Below are 17,606 nucleotides of genomic sequence, written 5' to 3'. Positions count from 1 at the left end.
CCAGGTACGAGAACCGTTCGAAGCGTTACAGTTTGCCAAATCGGTTTCCTATCGCGATGGGGCGGAGGCCTTGGAGCGAGTGGCGAGGGAAACCACGTAGATGACAAGGAAGCTCATGGGGATCGTAAAAATACCAGGTTGACTGAGGGGTACCCAGGCTTTGTCCGCTCCCAGTCCATACATGTTTTTGAACATGTCGGGCGACACGAGGACCCAAGCGAGCGAAACGAGGACTCCGCAGAGAATGCCAGCAATCAGTCCCTGTTTGGTGGTTCCTTTCCAAAACAGGAGCATGAGCAAGGCGGGGAGGTTGGCCGACGCGGCGATGGCAAAGGCCCAGCCGACGAGATAGGTGACGTTCATCCCTTCGAATGCTAGGCCGAAACGAATGGCCAGAATCCCTATGGCGATCGATGAAATCTTTGCGACGCGAATCGCGCTGTGTTCCGAAAGTTTGATCCCAAAGAATCCACCGACGATGTCGTGCGCCACGCTTCCCCCTGCCGCCACGATGAGCCCGCTGACGGTTCCGAGAACCGTCGTGAAGGCGATGGCGGATACCGCAGCGAAGAGCAGGTTGCTGAAGCTCTTCGCAAGCAACGGGGCGGCCATGTTGGAGTCGGTGGGGTCGAGTGTGCCACTGACCATCGCGCCTAGCCCAATATAGAGAGTGAGGATGTAAAAGAATCCGATCGATGTGATCCCGACGATCGTGCTCTTCCTCGCGGCCGCTTGGTCTTTGACCGTATAGTACCGAATCAGAATGTGCGGCAGCGAAGCGGTACCACCAAACAGGGCGAGCATGAGCGAAATGAAGTCGAGTTTGGGAAACCAGCTATCGCCACGGATCCCTGCAAACGAAGGAAGATTGCCAGGGGTGAGCAATTCCGAGCCCGTATACGTTTTGGGCGTCAAGGTTTCGACTCGTCCGTCCGCGGTCTTCTCCACTTTGCGCGTCGTGATTTCGATCTCGGACTGAGCCAGCAAACTGAGATATCGAATCGGTCCGAGGGGGCCCGTTTCGGTCATTCCGCCCGGCAAACTCTTGAGGTAGCCCACAGGCTTGACGTTCGATTCTTCGGCGCCCAAACCTAGGGGTTTGCCATCGATCGTTTTGTTGTCCTGGGCATCCACAACGATGGTCTGTGTTTGGTTTAGTTTTTCCGCAGGGGCGACCTGCAGACCGCGCGCCAGGATCAATACCGTGAGCAGGAGGGAGAAGAGGACCAGCAAACCACCCTTTAAGAATTGAACATACGTCGTGCTCACCATGCCGGCCGTTACCACAATAACCATAACCACAGTCCCCACCATGACGACCCCATGCCAGTACTCGAGCCCGAGCAACGGCTTGATCAAGGTGCCCGCACCGACCATCTGCGGGATGAGGTAGAAAAGACTCACAATCAGCGTGCTGACACCCGCAGCTGCTTGAATGCCTCGCGATTGAAAGCGGCTGTCGAGGGCGTCCGCGAACGTGAACTTTCCAAGGCGTTTGAGGGGTTCGGCAATGACGAGTAAGGCGACGATCCAGCCCGCCAAATATCCGATGGAATACAGAAATCCATCAAATCCGTAGAAAGCGATCATGCCGCAAATCCCTAGAAAGGATGCAGCCGAAAGGTAATCGCCGGCGAATGCGATTCCGTTGACGAACCAATGGATCTGGCCACCGGCGGCGAAGTAGGCCGCGCTGCTTTTGGCACGAGCCCCCAGCCAAAAGCTAAATCCAAGTGTTGCACCGACCAAGGCAACAAAGACGATGATGGCGAGGGTATTGGCTTCGTAGAGCATTCGGAGAGGATCAGGGTTTGAGCAGGGACACTTCGTACGCGGACGAGTAGTTTAACTCAAATCGACCTCTCACTGGGCGATTGGCAACGCTTGTTTCTTTCGATCGTTCTTTCGGTTCGCGTCGATGGCCCTCTGTTCCAGGTCCTGCGATACCAATTGGTAGTGGACGTCTCGCTGCCTCGCCTCGAATCCATACTCCTCGATCGCGGAACGGATTTGATCCAGCGTGAGGTAGTGCACCGTCCCAGCCTCGGCGACAACGTTTTCTTCGATCATGAGTGACCCCATGTCGTTGGCACCATAAGAAAGGGCGAGCTGCCCGATCTTCAGCCCCTGCGTGACCCAACTGCTCTGAATGTTGGGGATGTTGTCGAGATAGAGCCGTGACACGGCCTGCGTTTTGAGGTACTCAAACGATCCTGTCGGAGGGATGTGGGCCAATTGCGTGTGGTCGGGTTGAAACGTCCAGCAGATGAAGGCGGTGAAGCCATTTGTTTCGTCTTGCAATTGACGGACTCGGTCCAAGTGTTCGATCCGTTCGGCGAGTGTTTCCACATGGCCAAACATCATGGTCACGGTGCTGATACCACCTAACTCGTGCCAAACGCGCATGACGTTTAGCCAATCATCTGACATGACTTTGCCACGGGTGATTTCGCTTCTAACTCGATCGACCAATATCTCCGCACCACCACCAGGGATGCTTCCTAAGCCCGCTTCCTTTAATCTTTCCAGGACGGTGCGAATCGGGAGCTTGTTCACTTTCGAGAAGTGATGGAGTTCCGGGGGGCTGAAACCGTGAATGTTGACTTCAGGGAAATTCGAGCGAATGTCCCGCAGCAATTCTTCGTACCAATCGAGGGTGAATTTGGGATGAAGGCCCCCCTGCATCAAGATCTGGTTTCCACCGAGCTCTACCGTCTCTCGCACTTTTTCGAGCAGTTCTTCCCGCGGCAGTACATACCCTTCATCGCTTTTCGGAGAACGGTAAAACGCACAAAAATCGCAAACGGCGGTGCAGATGTTGGTGTAGTTGATGTTCCGATCGATGTTGTACGTGCGATAGCGCTGGGGATGCTTTCGCTCGCAAATTTGATTGGCGGCGTTTCCGATCTTGGCCAGCTCATTGCTCTCTAAAAGACGAAGCGCGTCCTCGTTCGAGAGTCGATTACCATCGAGTACTCGATGCAAGATGGCGTCGACGGAATGCGTGGTAGCGATCATGGCTTCCCCGTTGCTGGCAAGGTGTTTTCGGTACGAACCAATCCGAGATCGTGACATTTGCGGCGGAATTCTTCAAGTCCCGCTCGTGCTTCTTGGTCGACTTCGAAGTGAATGTAGTTCGTCAAGTAATCCAGGCATTGTTCATGCGTTAACTCGTACGACTCGGAAAGGCGGGTCGAAATCTCTGCGACTCGCTCTCGGCCATAGTCTCGCATCCTGTCGAGCCATTCCCCAATCCAGAGCCTGTCGAATGCGATCGGGCGGGCCACCCAAGCCGCAAACACGAAAGGTAGTCCGGTTCTTTCCCACCAGACTTGCCCAAGGTCCCAATTGCTCACGAATGACTCGGCATACCGCTCCGGGTGCATGGCTCGGTCACCGATCAGTAGCACGGCATCTGCTTCGACCGATTCCGGATCCGCGTCGATTGGCAGGAGTTGAGTTTCCGGAATGCGTCCGAGCTCTCCGTGTAAAAGAACTTTTGAAAGGGCGGCGCTCGTCCTGGACCCTTCGTCGAGCGCGAGTGTACGGACTTTGGAAGGATCGCACCGAAAGAACAGTCGAACCGACCAAACAGGACCACGACAAACAATTCCGGATGTCGAAACAAGATGGAAAGCGGGATTTTGAAAGTACTCAAAAACCGGGATCAGCCCGATATCGATCTCACCTCGGTGCAATTGATCCGCTAGACGGCTCGGCAAATCGGTCGACAGGTGACCGTGCTCGCCGAGCGACAGTCCCAGCTCTTCGATCAACGGTTTGGAGTTCAGGTAAGAAACCGCTCCGATTCGCAGCTGCCCTACACCTGCCAGTTCTTTTGGAAAGGAGGGGAGGGAACGCAAAGGTGATACCCGAGGGAAAGGAAACGGAAACGCAGCCGAATCCATCGTACCGGCTAAAGGCCGAATCCCCAACCCGAGAGTCGCAGAGTGGCAAGGCAGTTTTGGTCTCATAGCTCTGGGTTCCTTCAGGTGTATACGAAAGAACCGAAGAACGGGGCCGTTCATAACGGCCATTCGTAACCGGGAACGAAACGAAGCCAGCCGGAGCGAGATCGCTGCCGGCTGGCTTACTTTCTTTTGTGGACCGTGTCTCAGCTACAATGACTAGAAGTTGTAGTTCAATCCGAGGACGGCACCGTGGAGGATCAAGCTGCGATCGTTACTGATCTTGCTGATCTCAAGACCGTTGGAGAAATCGCGTGGTATTTGTCCAACGGCAGTCGCGACACCCGATACGGCGACGACGCGATATCCGCAGTTCGCGCTCCATCCTCGCCACAGGCAGATTCCCGTTCCGAGTGTTCCCTCGCCAAGGAACGCGATGTCGTTGGTCGAATTGTCGTAGGCATATTCGCGGCCATCGTAGGTAGAGGACGCGGACATCACGGTCGCAGCTTGGGTGGTGGTTCCCGCAAACGTCGCGGCGCGAATGTGGTTGTTGTAGACTCCGAAAGCGGTGCTACCGTACAGATTCACCCGTTTGCCTGTGCACCACGTCGCAAGGGTGCCAAGCTGGAATCCGACCAAGTCATTGGTGACATTGTTGCGATAATAGAAGTCGTCGGCGCCCCCGAACATAGTGTCGTTTTCACTGGTGGCATACTCCAGGTCATCCCCGAAGCGGAACCAGCGAACACCCCCGAACATGCTGAGCCTGAGACGGCTGCACTGGGCTCCGTACCATGGTGCGCACGGACCAGTCGGCCCCGTTGTGGGTGCACAAGAGGTTCCGCAGGCATCCGCTCCCATACCGCCTCTACCCAACAGTCCGCAATGGCCACCCGTCCCGCAGTCCGCGTAGGCTTGACGAGCCCCGCCACCCAGGGCGAATGAGAAAAGATTGAGTTCGACGTTATGAAACTCCGAGTCTCGCCGGATTCGGTGGGCCGCCGCCATGTCGTACCAGTCGTAGACGTTTTGAGCTGGCATCGTGATACCGTAGGGATCACCCGGAGTGGCCGTATCACCAGGCCGGCGAAGCGTGAAAGGAAGATCTGATCGCAGATTACCGCCTGGAGGTGGCGTGATGACCGTCGACTGCTCGTCATTGTAAATCCCCCAATAGGTTCCGACCAAAGCGAATCGGCCGCATCCGAAGTAACGTCCCACCGAACCCTGCACGCCCCCTGATGTTCGCATGCGAGCATCGGCAGTGGTGAGCAACGGGTAGGTTGGCATGTTGCTGTCGCTCGTCAATCGGACAGGCGCGTCGTCGATACGCGTGAAGATCAGAGCCCCTGCACCGAAAATCCAAGGATTCGGAGAAACGATCGATGGACCGCACGTCGGCGCAGTTTCACAATACGCATCGGACGAACCACCTAGGCCATAAGCGGGACTGAGCAACGTGGAGTTGCCGCCATGAACAGAGCAATTACCTGTCGCGCAGGTCGGACATCCGCTGTCGGAGCCGCTCGGAGCCAACTGTGACGAATAGCCATCGCCGGAATACGCTGGTACGGCGCTGGGTTGAACCACTTCACCCTGATATTGAGGATTGGGATACTGAGGTGCGGAGTGCTGGGGAGCGGGCGAAAGCTCATAAGGGAGCGGTTGACCGAGCGTGTAGGGCTCGGGGGTTGCGTTCGGCATCGGGAGTTTCCCGGGAGCCGTAGCAGGTGGAGCCGGAGGAAGGGGAACATGCGAGTAAGGGTCGAGCGCGCCACTTCCGATGGTTCCTCCCTGCTGGGCGTAAGAAACCATCGCGTTTTGAGGCTGGCTGGTTGAGGGAGATCCCATCGCGGCACGAGGCGCCGCCGGGGTACCTTGGCCTGGAAGAGGGGGTAACTGAAACGAACTGGGGCTGAGTCCGCCATTGGCCCCCCCGTACTGGGATTGTCCCGCATATTGGGCTTGAACCATTGAGGGCAGCGTCGACATCCCCAGGGACAGTGCCAGCCCATGAAACCAAATTTTTTTCACCGCAAAGCTCCTTGCTTAATACGTCTTTCCTTAGACGTGGCATCCATTCCCCACGACTCGGCCCGATCGACTTCAATAGGCCATGACAAAGCTCACCCTATCCAAAGGTGTGCTAACTCACGTTGTCGAACATCGGAATTCGACGTGCGCGTCAAGCAATCCAGGGACGGGAACTCGAGTCAAAATTCCGGTGCGGCAACTCACAATCCGCACAAGCAGAACGAAAGGAGCGGCCATATCCGAAGAAAAATGCGCGTTCACGCAACCGGAAAACTCTTCGCCGTCGGTTCGCTCGGCAGAATCCCCCCCGTCCGCGCCCATACGAAGGAATTATCTACTGGCACGTTATGGGGGGCCTGTTATCATCGGAGGGATTAGAACATTTGATTTGGACCAGACGCGGCTCGAACCGCCTCTCGCGTCCAACGCTTACGAACCGTCTATTCAGCTTTCGTACCGGATTCCTCGATCGCATGCGTGCTCTACCTATCGTCAACGTGGATCAACCAGCACCTAGTGCATCCCCCATGTCCTCCGATGCGGGTCGAGGTTCCTACTCGTTTATCAGCTTGGGGTGCCCCAAGAATCTGGTCGACAGCGAGCAGATGCTGGGACTCCTTCAAAAGGATGGTTACCGTCTCGTATCCGACCCCGAGAACAGCGATTTTGTCGTCATCAACACGTGTGGCTTCATCGACAACGCGAGAAAAGAGTCGTTCGATGCCATCGATCAAATGCTGGAGCTCAAACGCCAAGGGAAGATCCGAGGGGTTATCGTTACCGGGTGTTTGGCCGAACGGCAGCAGGAAAAACTGCTGGAGGCCCGTCCCGAAATCGATGGAATGGTGGGAGTGTTTGGGCGAGACGACATCACCACGATTGTAAATCGCTTCATGGATGGCCTCGATGAGCAACGGAGCATTTTTCGCCCCGCTCCCATTCGCGCTCTTTCAGACGACTATCGGTTGCAAGTCACGCCGCCCCACTTCGCCTATTTGAAGATCTCCGAAGGATGCGATCGTCTCTGCACCTTTTGCGCCATTCCCAAAATGCGGGGCAAGCACGCCAGCAAACCGATGGACAAAATCTTGGACGAGGCCCGACGGTTGTCCGACCAAGGTGTGAGAGAGTTGATCATCGTTGCCCAGGACACGACCTACTATGGTATGGATATGTTCGGAGAAGCTCGATTGTCCGAACTGCTTCAGCAGCTCGACCAAGTCGACGGGATCGATTGGATTCGGTTGATGTATTTCTATCCGATGTACATCGATGACCATCTCATGGAAACCATCGCAACGGCGAAGCGAATCCTTCCCTACATCGATATTCCGCTTCAGCATATCAACGACCAGATGCTCAAACGGATGTCGCGGCGCGTGACCCAAGAACAAACCCATGCCCTGATTACGAATCTGCGGCGCAACATCCCGAACTTGGCCCTGCGAACCACCATGATCGCCGGTTTTCCGGGAGAGACCGAGGAACAGTTCGAAGATCTCGAAGACTTCGTCGCGGAAATGCAGTTCGAACGACTTGGCGTGTTCGCCTATTCCGTCGAACCCGATACACCCGCAGCCAAACTGCCAGATCACTTGCCAGAACGTGTGAAAAAGGAACGTCGCAATCGTTTGATGGCGATTCAGCAACAAAACGCATTTGCTTGGTGCCAAAAGCAAATTGGGAAACGACTCCCAATCTTGATCGACAAAGCGGTCGACGCCGCGCAGAACGTCTGGTTGGGGAGATCGTATGCCGATGCTCCGGATGTCGACTCCACGGTATTCGTGACCGGAGATGCCTCGCGCCCCATTCGCATTGGGGATCTTGTCGAGTGTGAGATCGTCTCGTACAAGGACTACGATTTGATCGGTGCCGCTGTGGGGGATGCGCCGTGAGCGATAGGGACCTGAAGCTCTCCTCGAATTGGAACGTTCCCAACGCACTATCCGGCCTGCGATTGCTTTTGTCGTTCGGTGTTTTCTATCTCATCGAAGCAGGTAGTTACCTACCCGCCATGATTTGCTTTTTGATCGCAGCCAGCACCGACTGGATCGATGGTTGGTGGGCCCGTCGCTTCAATCAAGTGACCAAGCTTGGCAGGATACTCGATCCCTTTGTGGACAAAATTATTATCTGCGGCGCGATGATCGCGATCGCTGCTATTCCAAACAGTCCCCTTCGCCCATGGATGGCAACCTTGGTCGTAGGCCGCGAATTACTGGTCACCAGTCTGAGAGCGATGGTAGAAGGACAAGGTGGAGATTTTTCCGCTAAGCAGCTTGGGAAATGGAAGATGGTTTTGCAGTGCGCTGCAGTAGCCATGGTCCTCTTTCAGTTTTACCAGGGGGATACAAGTCCAATTTATCGGATTGCGACCCAAGCCGTTGTCTATCTGGCCATGGGACTTACGGTGATCTCGGGCTTGGAATATGTGATGCTCGTCGTGCGAAAGCCCCGAGGATGAATGTCGAGAACTTGACGCCCGAACAAGCCTTTTACGCTTCGGTGCAGGGGTTTGTCCTCTTTGCCATGCTGGCAGGAATCGTGGCGGCTTGGACGCTGCTGTCGAACGTTCCGTCACTGCGGAAGCGTTTTCCACAGGCCAAAGGTCCCTTGGCGACGATTGGATTGGTCGATTGCATTCTCGTCGTCGCACTGGTCTTTTTCTTTCAAATCTCCGTCGAAGTTTTTCGGCGAAGTCTCGTCGGGGAGAAAGAAGTCGCGGCGCAGGTGGTCGACGAACCGCCGAGCAACGACACGCCGACCGAATCGGTCGCTCCGATGCCGGATGCAACGGAACCGGTAGCGGGGACCGACTCCGATAGACCATGGGGGAAGGTCACGCCGGATCGAATCATAGCGGGTGGGATAGGGACGAGTTTTCAGTTGTTAGCCATGGCCATCGTGATCGCTATGATCGTGGCACGCACGTCCTGTCCTGTTGCCTCGCTAGGTTGGAGGACAGGACGGGTTGGAGAAGACATCCTCTTCGGCGTCTGGCTTCTCTTTCTCCTGCTTCCGCTCCTGTTTGGCCTTTCGTACGCAGTCAATATGTGGAGTGGTGTGGAGTACAAGCATCCTGTGATCGATACGATGGAGGCTTATCCGTGGTTGTTCGGCCTCGTGGCGTGGATGGCAGTCATTGTCGCACCGATCACAGAAGAGTTCTTTTTCCGAACCCTGTTGATCGGATGGATGGAATCGATTCACTATGGTGACCGACCTCGCTCGATTTGGAGTGGCTGGCTCCCTTCCGCACGGGTTTCTCTGCAAGACGGTGAACAACCGAGTGCACCGTACACCCCCCCGTGGTGGCCGTCGATTGTAAGCGGCGGATTGTTCGGATTAGCGCATTTGAGCTATGGAATGAGCTGGGTACCGCTGGTTTTCTTTGGGATTGCGTTGGGCAGGATTTACCAGTGGAGGCAGAGCCTGGTGACATGCATCACCATTCACATGGTATTCAATGGACTTAATCTATTGAATTTGTGGCTTCGGCTAGGTTGGGACCCTACTTCAGGCGGGTAATCGCCGGTTGGTCGGTTTGCTTGGGGAGACCACCAAGCTGGACATTTTTTCCCATGAGCCGTCTTCGAGGCGTTGGATCGTTTCCCCGGCCTGATCCAATCCCTTTTCGATCCGATGCACGAGATGGGATCGCATCAACCCCATCGAATCGAACAGATTGGGGTGGATCATTCCTAAGGCTGCTTCGGAGATGAGTTGGTTGACCCGCGGAGAGACGGGGCGGTGAGCGACGTGTTTGTTCAGCCAGGCGCGGCAGCTGGCAATCAACAACGACCAAACCAATTTCGATTGCTCTCCCAGCATGCGGTCGCTGTATTCTTCGGAGAACTCCGCGACGCGAGTCGGGTTATGCGAGTACTGAATGGCTTCAGTGTGGTTGGCAAAGTAACCGAGCAGTAGATCGGTCCAATGTTCCAAGTAATGGCGCAAGGAATTGAGTTCGTCCGCCTCTGGATTTCCCGACAGGATTCCTTGGGAGATGATTTTGAGGCAGCGGTGTCGGACCTCTTGATGGGTTGTGTAGACGTTGTGGAGGATTGCTCGCGTGTCATCGTCGATACGTCGCGATTCGAGTCTGGCCGCGATCGCCACGGAGACGCGGGAAAGCGGCTCCGCTAGCAGGATCTCTTCCAACAGCGACTTGAGCTTTTGCCAAGCCTGGATACGGCTCCCCATGCTGAGAGATTCCATCCGGCGCTGTTGGGCTGTCAGCAAAGCATTCCAACTGTTAAAGCGAGTTCGGTTTTGAACCCAGAACGCATGGACGGCTTCGGAGGGAAAGGGCAGGTCTTCTTCGACGCGAGCGGAAGCGTGGTAGGCCCAAACACTGGCGATTTCGACAAGCCAACTGGAATGCATAGCGGTACGGCATCGAGAGAGTGGAAAGTTCCTGGGAACATCCACATTCATCCAAGCAGGGCGCGAACTCAAGGGAACTCCAACTCGTCTTTCCGTTTCTTGTCGACTGCCGAAGGTGTCATCCGAACAATCGACACATTCGGACGATTGTCGCATGCGGCTCGGTTTCGCTGGACTTTCTACTCAATCCCGATAAGCTAGCATCCGATCGTGTGGCAGGTTGTGGCAGTATCCCTGTTTCTTCACCTACCTTACTTTGAAGCATCATGAGAAACTTCCAATTCATTACGGCAGCGTTAGCCTTGGTCGTCGGTTTCGGCTTGAACCTATCCACGGCAGAAGCCCGTCAGTACAAAAAGATGGTCAATGGTCGTGAAGTCGTTGTTCACACCAACCCCATTCCAGTTGTCCTCCACCGCATGGTGCCTCCGCAGCACGGACGTCACGTGACGCAGCGTGAAATCGCCGGAGGAAGCGCTCCGTCGGGCCGAGCCGTGAGCCAACGCAGTAAGTAGAAAGTGATTCGACGTGGAGATTTGGCCAGCTATCGATCTTCTTGGGGGCAATTGCGTCCGTCTGCAGCAAGGGGACTACGGTCGCGATACCGTCTTCTCCCATTCCCCGGGCGATGTGGCGAAACGCTGGTTTGACGAAGGTTCTCGATTTCTCCATTGCGTCGATTTGGACGGCGCCAAATCCGGTAGCGTGGTCAACGAAACGGCCATCCGCGAGATTGTTGCAGCGGCGAATGGACGCCCTGTTCAGCTGGGCGGGGGCGTTCGGAACGTCGAAACGATTCAACGCTTGCTCGATCTCGGCCTTTCCCGATTGGTTGTAGGGACTTCTGCCCTGAAAGATCCGCCCTGGTTCGCCGAGATGTGCGATCGATTTCCCGGGCATCTCGTCCTCGGCTTGGACGCATGGGATGGAAAAGTCGCAACCGAAGGATGGTTGAAGACGTCGGAAACGACCGCGAGCGACTTGGTCATCGGCATCGGGAAACTGACAAAGAACTGCGTCGCGGTGGTCTACACCGACATTTCCAAAGATGGGATGATGTCCGGCCCCAATTTCGACTCCTTGGCCGAACTGGAAAAAGTTAGTCCCTTCCCCGTGATCTGCTCCGGGGGCGTTACCACATTGGATGATATCCGTCGGCTGGTCGCGCAAGGCACTCACGGGGCCATTTTAGGACGAACCCTCTACGAAGGGCACATCCAGCTGGCGGATGTCCTAGCCATCGCACGATAGATTCCTCCCGCATATTTGGAATCTTCGTTACATCTTGCCGCTACCCGTGGCAACTTTCGGCAATTGTCGACCAAGATCGCTCTCCTCCTGATCTTCCATAACGGCATGACCTAGTCTTCCCTTTGGAACTGCTTAGCCCCTGCAGGCCGACGCTCATCGTTTTCCTATCCCACGGCAGAGGTCGCTATGAATCATTTCATGTTGAGCAAGTTGAAGAGGTCGTTGTCAGTCGCCTGCCTGATAGGCTTCGGCGCATCGATTGGTTACGGTCAGAGCAGTTTTGATATTGTGAAGGTTGAAGAAGAGTGGGCACTCGTTGTCGAAACCCCCGATCCGCTTCAAGATGCTCCGCAAGTCAGCACATGGATGAGTCCCTCTGCCTCGATGGATGGCGTGTACTTTGGTGTCGAGCTCAATCACGCACAACGACCCGAATACGAAGGGGGTGGGTTTCAGACCAAGGCGATGATCGATGCCGATCAAGTCGACGATCGATTGGGGCATCAAGGGGAGAATCTCGCCATCGCCGGCGAAACGGTCCGTTGGACCCAGTCGCTCTCCATCAGCAATGGCGAACTCTCCTTCACCATCAAGTCGGGTACTTCCCAAACCTGGGGGAACTTCGGCGGTCCATCGATGTTGGTCAAGCTATCTACGTCGCTGACAAATCTCAACGATTACTCTCCCACACTGTCTGCCGATTCCTCTGGCGTTGGGTTTGCAGCCAATCGAGTCGCGTCGCTGAAGCTGGTAAAAGTCCGCTTGTTCACATCTCAAGGGGGTGTGAACGAGTTCAACTTTGATCGAGAGATCGTTCAGCAATGATGAGTTTATCACTCTTCATTCGAGACTCCTTTGAAACCATCTAATCGAAAATAACAGAGAGTACGGACCATGCGAACCTTTTTTCCCACCCTCCTCGCCACCAAAACCAAACGTCGACTAATCAGAAAGTCTCAGCGTCATCGATCGAAACAAAAGCGTCGCGGAGCCGCGATGATCGTAGGGGTCATCATGATGGGAGTCCTCGTCAGCATGCTCGCCTTTGCAATCGATATCGGTTACATCGCGGTCAGCAAAGCAGATGCGAGACGAACCGCCGATGCGGCCGCTCTAGCGGCTTGCTGGAAGGTCTATGATGGAGCAGTTAGCAACGTCAACCCGGCCCTGCTCGAAAACGAAGTGCTCAATGCCGCTTCCTCGATCGCGTTGTCCAACCCTGTTTGCAATTCCGGTCCGCTTCTCTCGCGTCAGGAACAGAATGCGGACTTTGAGTTGGGGTATATGGCGTCCCTATCCGGTAACGATCCCATTGTTTCCGATAATTCCAAACCCTATCGCGCGGTACGTGTCCGCATTCAGAAGACAGAAGGCTTGAATGGTCAAGTTCCTTTGTACTTCGCTCGAATCTTTGGCCAAACGGGGCGAAATCTCTCGGTGGAATCCACGGCAGCTATGGCGACTAAGATCAAAGGTTTCTCGGTGCCGAGCGGCGGGTCTAGCAACACGCTCGATCTCTTGCCGTTCGCCCTCGACCAATCCACTTGGGATGCCATGCTGGCCGGGGGAGGCGCCGATCAATATCGATTCGATGCGCTACAGAATAAAGTTCTCAGTGGTTCGGACGGAATTCGCGAAGTCAATCTGTATCCGCAAGGAACGGGTTCGCCGGGAAACCGAGGGACCGTCGACATCGGGGGAGCCAATAACTCGACCTCGGATATCGCAAGGCAAATTGTGCATGGAATCTCGGAGGACGATCTGATAGATCTCGGTAAGCCCCTCGTTCTCGCGGACGACGGCAAGATGTCGCTCAACGGTGATACCGGTATCAGCGCCGGGGTCAAAGACGAATTGGCAAGTATCATCGGGCAAACCCGGATCATCCCTATCTTCTCCAACGTCTCTGGGAATGGCAACAACGCCATGTACACCATCGTCCGCTGGGTCGGTGTCCGTGTCTTGGCTGTGAAGCTGACTGGACCCATGAATGGAAAGTATCTGATGGTTCAATCCGCCCCCATGATCGTTCGCAATGGAATCCCTGGTGATGCAAGTCGCCAGTGGAGCGACGCGGTTTATTCCCCTGTCGTGTTGGTCAAGTAGTGGATTAACAAGGAGTTTCACCGATGCTGAACATCATCCACCAACCGCTTTCCAAGAATCGAGGCTCTCGTGGGCGCCTCGATGTCTCGTGCCGTCGCAATCCTGGCTTGGGGCACCGAAAGAGATCGGTCCGGTCCAACAGTCGCGATGGTGCGGCCCTCGTCGAGTTTGCTGTCGTCGCACCGTTGATGATCCTGTTCACCCTAGGGCTAATCGATATGGGGCGAATGACCATGGTGAAGCAGCTCTTGATCAATGCGTCGCGCGAAGGGGCTCGATCAGCCACCCTTCCCGGCGCAACGACCCAAAGCGTCCGCAGCGATATCTTGGACATGCTCGAGAGTTCCGGGGTTACCGGGTCGGTAACCTTGAATCCCACACTCCTTTCCGATGCGGCACCCGGCACCAATATCACGGTGACGGTGCAAGCAGAGGCGAACAGTGTGAGTTGGCTCGGCAATTCCCCCTTCATGTCGGGGAAAATTCTCCGTGCCTCGACGACGATGCGTCGTGAGAGCCTCTAGGCTTGGCTCGTTAACGAGCGGGACGCCGGCGGTCACGCTGGCGATATGCTTCGTAAAGAAGGAGTGTGCCGCTCATCGCGACATTCAATGACTCGACCTCGCCCTTCATCGGGATGGAGATGATTTCATCCACCTGATCCAAGACCGATTTGCTCAACCCGCCTCCCTCGTTCCCTAATACGAAAGCGGTGGGGACAGTGAGATCAAAATCCCAGTAGCTTCGACCGCCTGCCGCCGCACCGAGGATTTGAACTCCGGCACTTCTCCATTCGCGAAGTTTCTCCTGCAAATTACAGGTCGTGGGGGGCCTTCGAAACCACTGCCCTGCTGTCGATCGCAAGACTTTGGGATGGTAGGGATCCACCGAACCTTCGCTCAGTAACAGTCCCTCTGCCTCGCACGCCACGGAGGATCGAACCAAGGTTCCTACATTCCCGGGGTCCTGCAGTCGCTCGACAGCCACGATCAAGGGAACGGCCCTTAGCGAATTCGTGTCTTCCGGTACCCCCTTTTGCTCGACGAAACAACCGATGGCTAAGACCCCATCGGGAGACTCGGTCGTAGCCAGTTTGGCCATCACCGATTCCGACACGGGCTGTATCATCAGCTCAGGCGAGAAAGGCCCGAGCTTCTCCGCTCTCTCGCGAAGATATCGCTCGGTCATGGCGATCCGCTCGATCGGCCAGCCGGTTCCGATCGCTTCCTGAACCGCATGTTCTCCTTCGATCAAAAAGCGTCGCTGGGCGTATCGATCCCTCGCACGATGAAGCTGAACAACATGCTGCACCCAAGTGTTTTTGGTGCTCGCGATGATGGGCTGGATGTGGCTCTCCCCGGACCACGACTTCACGAGCAGGAACTTTCGTTGCAAGCCGATTCGGAAACACTCAGTGAGTCTTTCTGTGTGTCATTCTGCGGGTCATCGCGATCTTGGGGGCCCTGCGGATCGGCATACTTGGGGAAGTACTTCTCCACGACGTTGTAAAACTGCTCGGGGGTCTCCACTCTCCCGACATGGGTTCGGAAGTGCCGAGCACCGTGTTTGTTCTGGGCGTAACAGCAAGCGAATTTGCGCATCAACATCGTTCCTCGATGGGAGCCGAATCGATCGACGACCAAATCGTAGTGCCTGAGCATGCACTCCCGCTGCTCGTCGATCGTGGGATCGGGGGGAATCGGCCGCCCTGCGATCGCCGCGGCCGCCTGCGCGAACAGCCAAGGCCTACCGAGCGATGCGCGTGCAATCATGACGCCATCGACACGATACGTTCGAAACGCATGTACGACTTGCTCTGGCGTCTGCAGGTCGCCATTGCCGATCAGCGGAATGCGTTCGAGATGCTCTTTGATTTCGGAGATCCGATCCCAATCCGCGGATCCTTTGAAGAAATCCTCTGCCGTCCGTCCGTGAACCGTCAATGCCGAGGCTCCAGCGCGCTCGACTGTTTTTGCGACCTCGATATGGTTCATCGTAAGTCGCGTGCATCCCAATCGAATCTTGGCCGTTACTGGAGTGGGGTGGCACGCCTCGACGAGCCGCGAGATGATCGCATACATGCGCTCGGGATCTCGCAATAAGTAGGATCCGCTGTGCGCCTTCTCGGTGACCTGCTTGACCGGGCAGCCGAAGTTGATATCGACGACGGAAACTTGGTACTCCTCGACCAACCTCTTTCCGACTTTTGCCATCACCCCCGGGTCGTTGTCCCAAATTTGCACAGCGAGCGGTCGCGCTTCGTCCTTGATACCCCACAAGCGGTCCGGGTGCTCGCAGTCATGTTCGTCGAGCCAGACAAAGCCGCGAGCGTTGACCATCTCGGTCGCTTGCAATCCCGCGCCACCAAACTCCCGGACGATTTGCCGAAACGCGTAGTTGGTGTACCCCGCCATCGGCGCCTGGAAAATCGGCGGATCGATGGTCAAGTTCCCAATTTGAATGGGTCGGACGAACGGCAGGGGCCCGGAAGCGGAAACGGCCTCAGTCCTGACAGGATCTGTGCTGGGTGGGGCAATCGACATGGCTTCCAGAGGGGTACGGATGAATGAGAGCAAAGCAATCCACCAGAGTGGAACAATTCCCTATTGTGGTTTCTTCTGGGGTAATGGCCAAGCCGAATCTGGTTGAAGATGCTCATCCATAAAGCAGAATGACTGCTCGGCAATCTGCATATCGACGAAGGTGGTCAAATGCCCTTTGCCGGGGACTTCCACAAACTCGTGCTCCACTCCGCACTCCCGTAGCTTTTGTTTCATCACGTCGGAAAACAAGGTGGGGACAAGCCAATCCTTTTCGCCGTGAAACAAAAAGATGGGGGGAGACTCCGAATTCACATACTCGATCGGCGAAGCCTTCTTGTAGATGTCCGGTACCTCTGCGGGGGTGCCCCCAAACACGGCCTTGAGCGTCTGCGTATGTTTCGGTATCAACGATAAGTCGAAAGGGGTTCCGCCGCTCACACAGACTTTGATCGCCGGTTTCGATTCCTCTTTCTGCAATGCGAGCAAGGCGGCGAGATGCCCTCCCGCGGAATATCCCCACACTCCCAAGCGATCGGGATCGACTCGAAGACTCTCCGCATTTTTCACGACCCAGTCCAAAGCCCGTTTGCAGTCTTCCAGCTGGGAAGGAAAGGGGTGAGCGGGGGCCAGTCGGTAATTGATCGACATGACCCAGTACCCTCTCTCCGCGAGACGCTTAGCATGGATCGTGTCGTTGACTTTATCCCCCAGCGTCCAAGCTCCACCGTGGATGACTATGACAGCAGGGAGCCTCGACGAAGAATCCTTAGCCAAATCCCCTCGCACATAGATATCCCCTCGGTGCATCGGCTCGCTTTCATCGCCATACACCACATTTCGCTCCATCTTGACCCAAGGCTTGGACTCGCGAACTCGCGGCGTGGGAGTCTCGGATCTTGCAGAGGGACCGACTCCAAGCAGCAGAAATCCGGCTGCAACAAGTAGGAGAAATCGTGCAACCATCTTCCTGTGCTCTGTGATTGAAAATGCTGTCATCGCCCCCTCACCATCGAACACACTCTTAGGCTGTCTCTGCACACTGCATCGCAGCATCCCTCTCGAACATCCTACAAACTGGGGAATCGCGCGAGAAATCAACGGGACGCTCTGCATTGTCGCATTCCACTACAGGTCGTACCAATTTGCGACGCTGTTTCGAAACAGCAGCTTGCTCGATGCCAAGCCAGATTGGCCGCTAAGAATACACAGGTTATTGAGAATGTTCGTTCATAAAACGAACAAACGGCTCTGGAAGATCCAGAACCGTTTGCATGCATTACCGCGACGCGTCACGCGGGATGGCGCTGTGCTGATCAGAAACGCCCTCGCGCGCAACGCGTGCACGATTAGAAGAGACCAGCCGTGCTCGGCC

The 17,606-nt window shown here is 55.7% G+C and carries 16 protein-coding genes; 8 read left to right on the top strand and 8 right to left on the bottom strand.

Annotated elements, in window-relative coordinates; translation table 11 throughout:
* Positions 1 to 48 precede the first annotated feature (48 nt).
* The 4 genes from VN12_RS11630 to VN12_RS11615 form a co-directional block, all read right to left on the bottom strand.
* Positions 49 to 1,794, bottom strand: a complete 1,746-nt coding sequence (locus VN12_RS11630; RefSeq protein ID WP_146676996.1) for a cation acetate symporter — start codon at positions 1,792 to 1,794, stop codon at positions 49 to 51.
* Positions 1,795 to 1,863: 69 nt separating this feature from the next.
* Positions 1,864 to 3,018: a cyclic dehypoxanthinyl futalosine synthase gene (gene mqnC / locus VN12_RS11625; protein WP_146676995.1), complete on the bottom strand. Its 1,155-nt coding sequence runs from the start codon at positions 3,016 to 3,018 to the stop codon at positions 1,864 to 1,866.
* On the bottom strand, positions 3,015 to 3,974 hold the full coding sequence (locus VN12_RS11620) for a menaquinone biosynthetic enzyme MqnA/MqnD family protein (RefSeq protein ID WP_240491400.1): 960 nt from the start codon (positions 3,972 to 3,974) through the stop codon (positions 3,015 to 3,017). The genes mqnC and VN12_RS11620 overlap by 4 nt, the downstream gene beginning before the upstream one ends.
* 153 nt (positions 3,975 to 4,127) lie before the next feature.
* Positions 4,128 to 5,945: a hypothetical protein gene (locus VN12_RS11615; protein ID WP_146676994.1), complete on the bottom strand. Its 1,818-nt coding sequence runs from the start codon at positions 5,943 to 5,945 to the stop codon at positions 4,128 to 4,130.
* Between the two features lie 473 nt (positions 5,946 to 6,418).
* Between VN12_RS11615 and rimO the strand changes: the two genes are divergently transcribed.
* The 3 genes from rimO to VN12_RS11600 are packed head-to-tail and all read left to right on the top strand — an operon-like array spanning position 6,419 to position 9,476.
* On the top strand, positions 6,419 to 7,843 hold the full coding sequence (gene rimO, locus VN12_RS11610; protein ID WP_146676993.1) for a 30S ribosomal protein S12 methylthiotransferase RimO: 1,425 nt from the start codon (positions 6,419 to 6,421) through the stop codon (positions 7,841 to 7,843).
* Positions 7,840 to 8,412, top strand: coding sequence for a CDP-diacylglycerol--glycerol-3-phosphate 3-phosphatidyltransferase (pgsA, locus tag VN12_RS11605; RefSeq protein WP_146676992.1), 573 nt, complete (start codon positions 7,840 to 7,842; stop codon positions 8,410 to 8,412). The genes rimO and pgsA overlap by 4 nt, the downstream gene beginning before the upstream one ends.
* Entirely contained in the window at positions 8,409 to 9,476 is a 1,068-nt protein-coding gene (locus VN12_RS11600) for a CPBP family intramembrane glutamic endopeptidase (protein WP_146676991.1), read from the top strand. Before pgsA ends, VN12_RS11600 begins: the two co-directional genes overlap by 4 nt.
* On the opposite strand, the gene VN12_RS11595 is transcribed toward VN12_RS11600, so the two are convergent.
* Positions 9,465 to 10,334 (bottom strand): hypothetical protein, encoded by an 870-nt coding sequence (locus VN12_RS11595; RefSeq protein WP_146676990.1) that lies wholly within the window; start codon positions 10,332 to 10,334, stop codon positions 9,465 to 9,467. The genes VN12_RS11600 and VN12_RS11595 overlap by 12 nt on opposite strands.
* Positions 10,335 to 10,600: 266 nt before the next feature.
* On the opposite strand from VN12_RS11595, the gene VN12_RS11590 reads away from it, so the two are divergent.
* From VN12_RS11590 to VN12_RS11570, 5 genes are all read left to right on the top strand, one after another.
* Entirely contained in the window at positions 10,601 to 10,849 is a 249-nt protein-coding gene (locus VN12_RS11590; RefSeq protein WP_146676989.1) for a hypothetical protein, read from the top strand.
* A 13-nt stretch (positions 10,850 to 10,862) separates the two neighbouring features.
* Positions 10,863 to 11,585 (top strand): 1-(5-phosphoribosyl)-5-[(5-phosphoribosylamino)methylideneamino]imidazole-4-carboxamide isomerase, encoded by a 723-nt coding sequence (gene hisA / locus VN12_RS11585; RefSeq protein WP_146676988.1) that lies wholly within the window; start codon positions 10,863 to 10,865, stop codon positions 11,583 to 11,585.
* Between the two features lie 198 nt (positions 11,586 to 11,783).
* Positions 11,784 to 12,410 carry a hypothetical protein gene (locus VN12_RS11580; protein WP_146676987.1) on the top strand — a complete coding sequence of 209 codons (627 nt, stop codon included), beginning with the start codon at positions 11,784 to 11,786 and terminating at the stop codon, positions 12,408 to 12,410.
* Between the two features lie 69 nt (positions 12,411 to 12,479).
* On the top strand, positions 12,480 to 13,691 hold the full coding sequence (locus VN12_RS11575) for a TadG family pilus assembly protein (protein ID WP_146676986.1): 1,212 nt from the start codon (positions 12,480 to 12,482) through the stop codon (positions 13,689 to 13,691).
* 23 nt (positions 13,692 to 13,714) lie between these two features.
* A complete protein-coding gene (locus tag VN12_RS11570) occupies positions 13,715 to 14,215 on the top strand; it encodes a TadE/TadG family type IV pilus assembly protein (protein WP_146676985.1) in 501 nt (166 codons plus the stop codon).
* A gap of 10 nt (positions 14,216 to 14,225) precedes the next feature.
* Here VN12_RS11570 and VN12_RS11565 read toward each other — a convergent pair whose 3' ends face one another.
* From VN12_RS11565 to VN12_RS11555, 3 genes are read right to left on the bottom strand one after another with little or no spacing between them, the layout of a single operon-like run.
* On the bottom strand, positions 14,226 to 15,065 hold the full coding sequence (locus VN12_RS11565) for a TrmH family RNA methyltransferase (protein WP_146676984.1): 840 nt from the start codon (positions 15,063 to 15,065) through the stop codon (positions 14,226 to 14,228).
* On the bottom strand, positions 15,062 to 16,234 hold the full coding sequence (gene dusB, locus VN12_RS11560; RefSeq protein WP_146676983.1) for a tRNA dihydrouridine synthase DusB: 1,173 nt from the start codon (positions 16,232 to 16,234) through the stop codon (positions 15,062 to 15,064). The genes VN12_RS11565 and dusB overlap by 4 nt, the downstream gene beginning before the upstream one ends.
* 60 nt (positions 16,235 to 16,294) lie before the next feature.
* Complete coding sequence (locus VN12_RS11555; protein ID WP_168164344.1) at positions 16,295 to 17,197, bottom strand: alpha/beta hydrolase; 903 nt, start codon at positions 17,195 to 17,197, stop codon at positions 16,295 to 16,297.
* Positions 17,198 to 17,606 lie beyond the last annotated feature (409 nt).

It is taken from the genome of Pirellula sp. SH-Sr6A (assembly GCF_001610875.1).
GTDB lineage: Bacteria > Planctomycetota > Planctomycetia > Pirellulales > Pirellulaceae > JBKCUI01.
The sequence above is the reverse complement of the archived record's forward strand: the minus strand, read 5'-3'. Positions and strand labels throughout refer to the sequence as shown.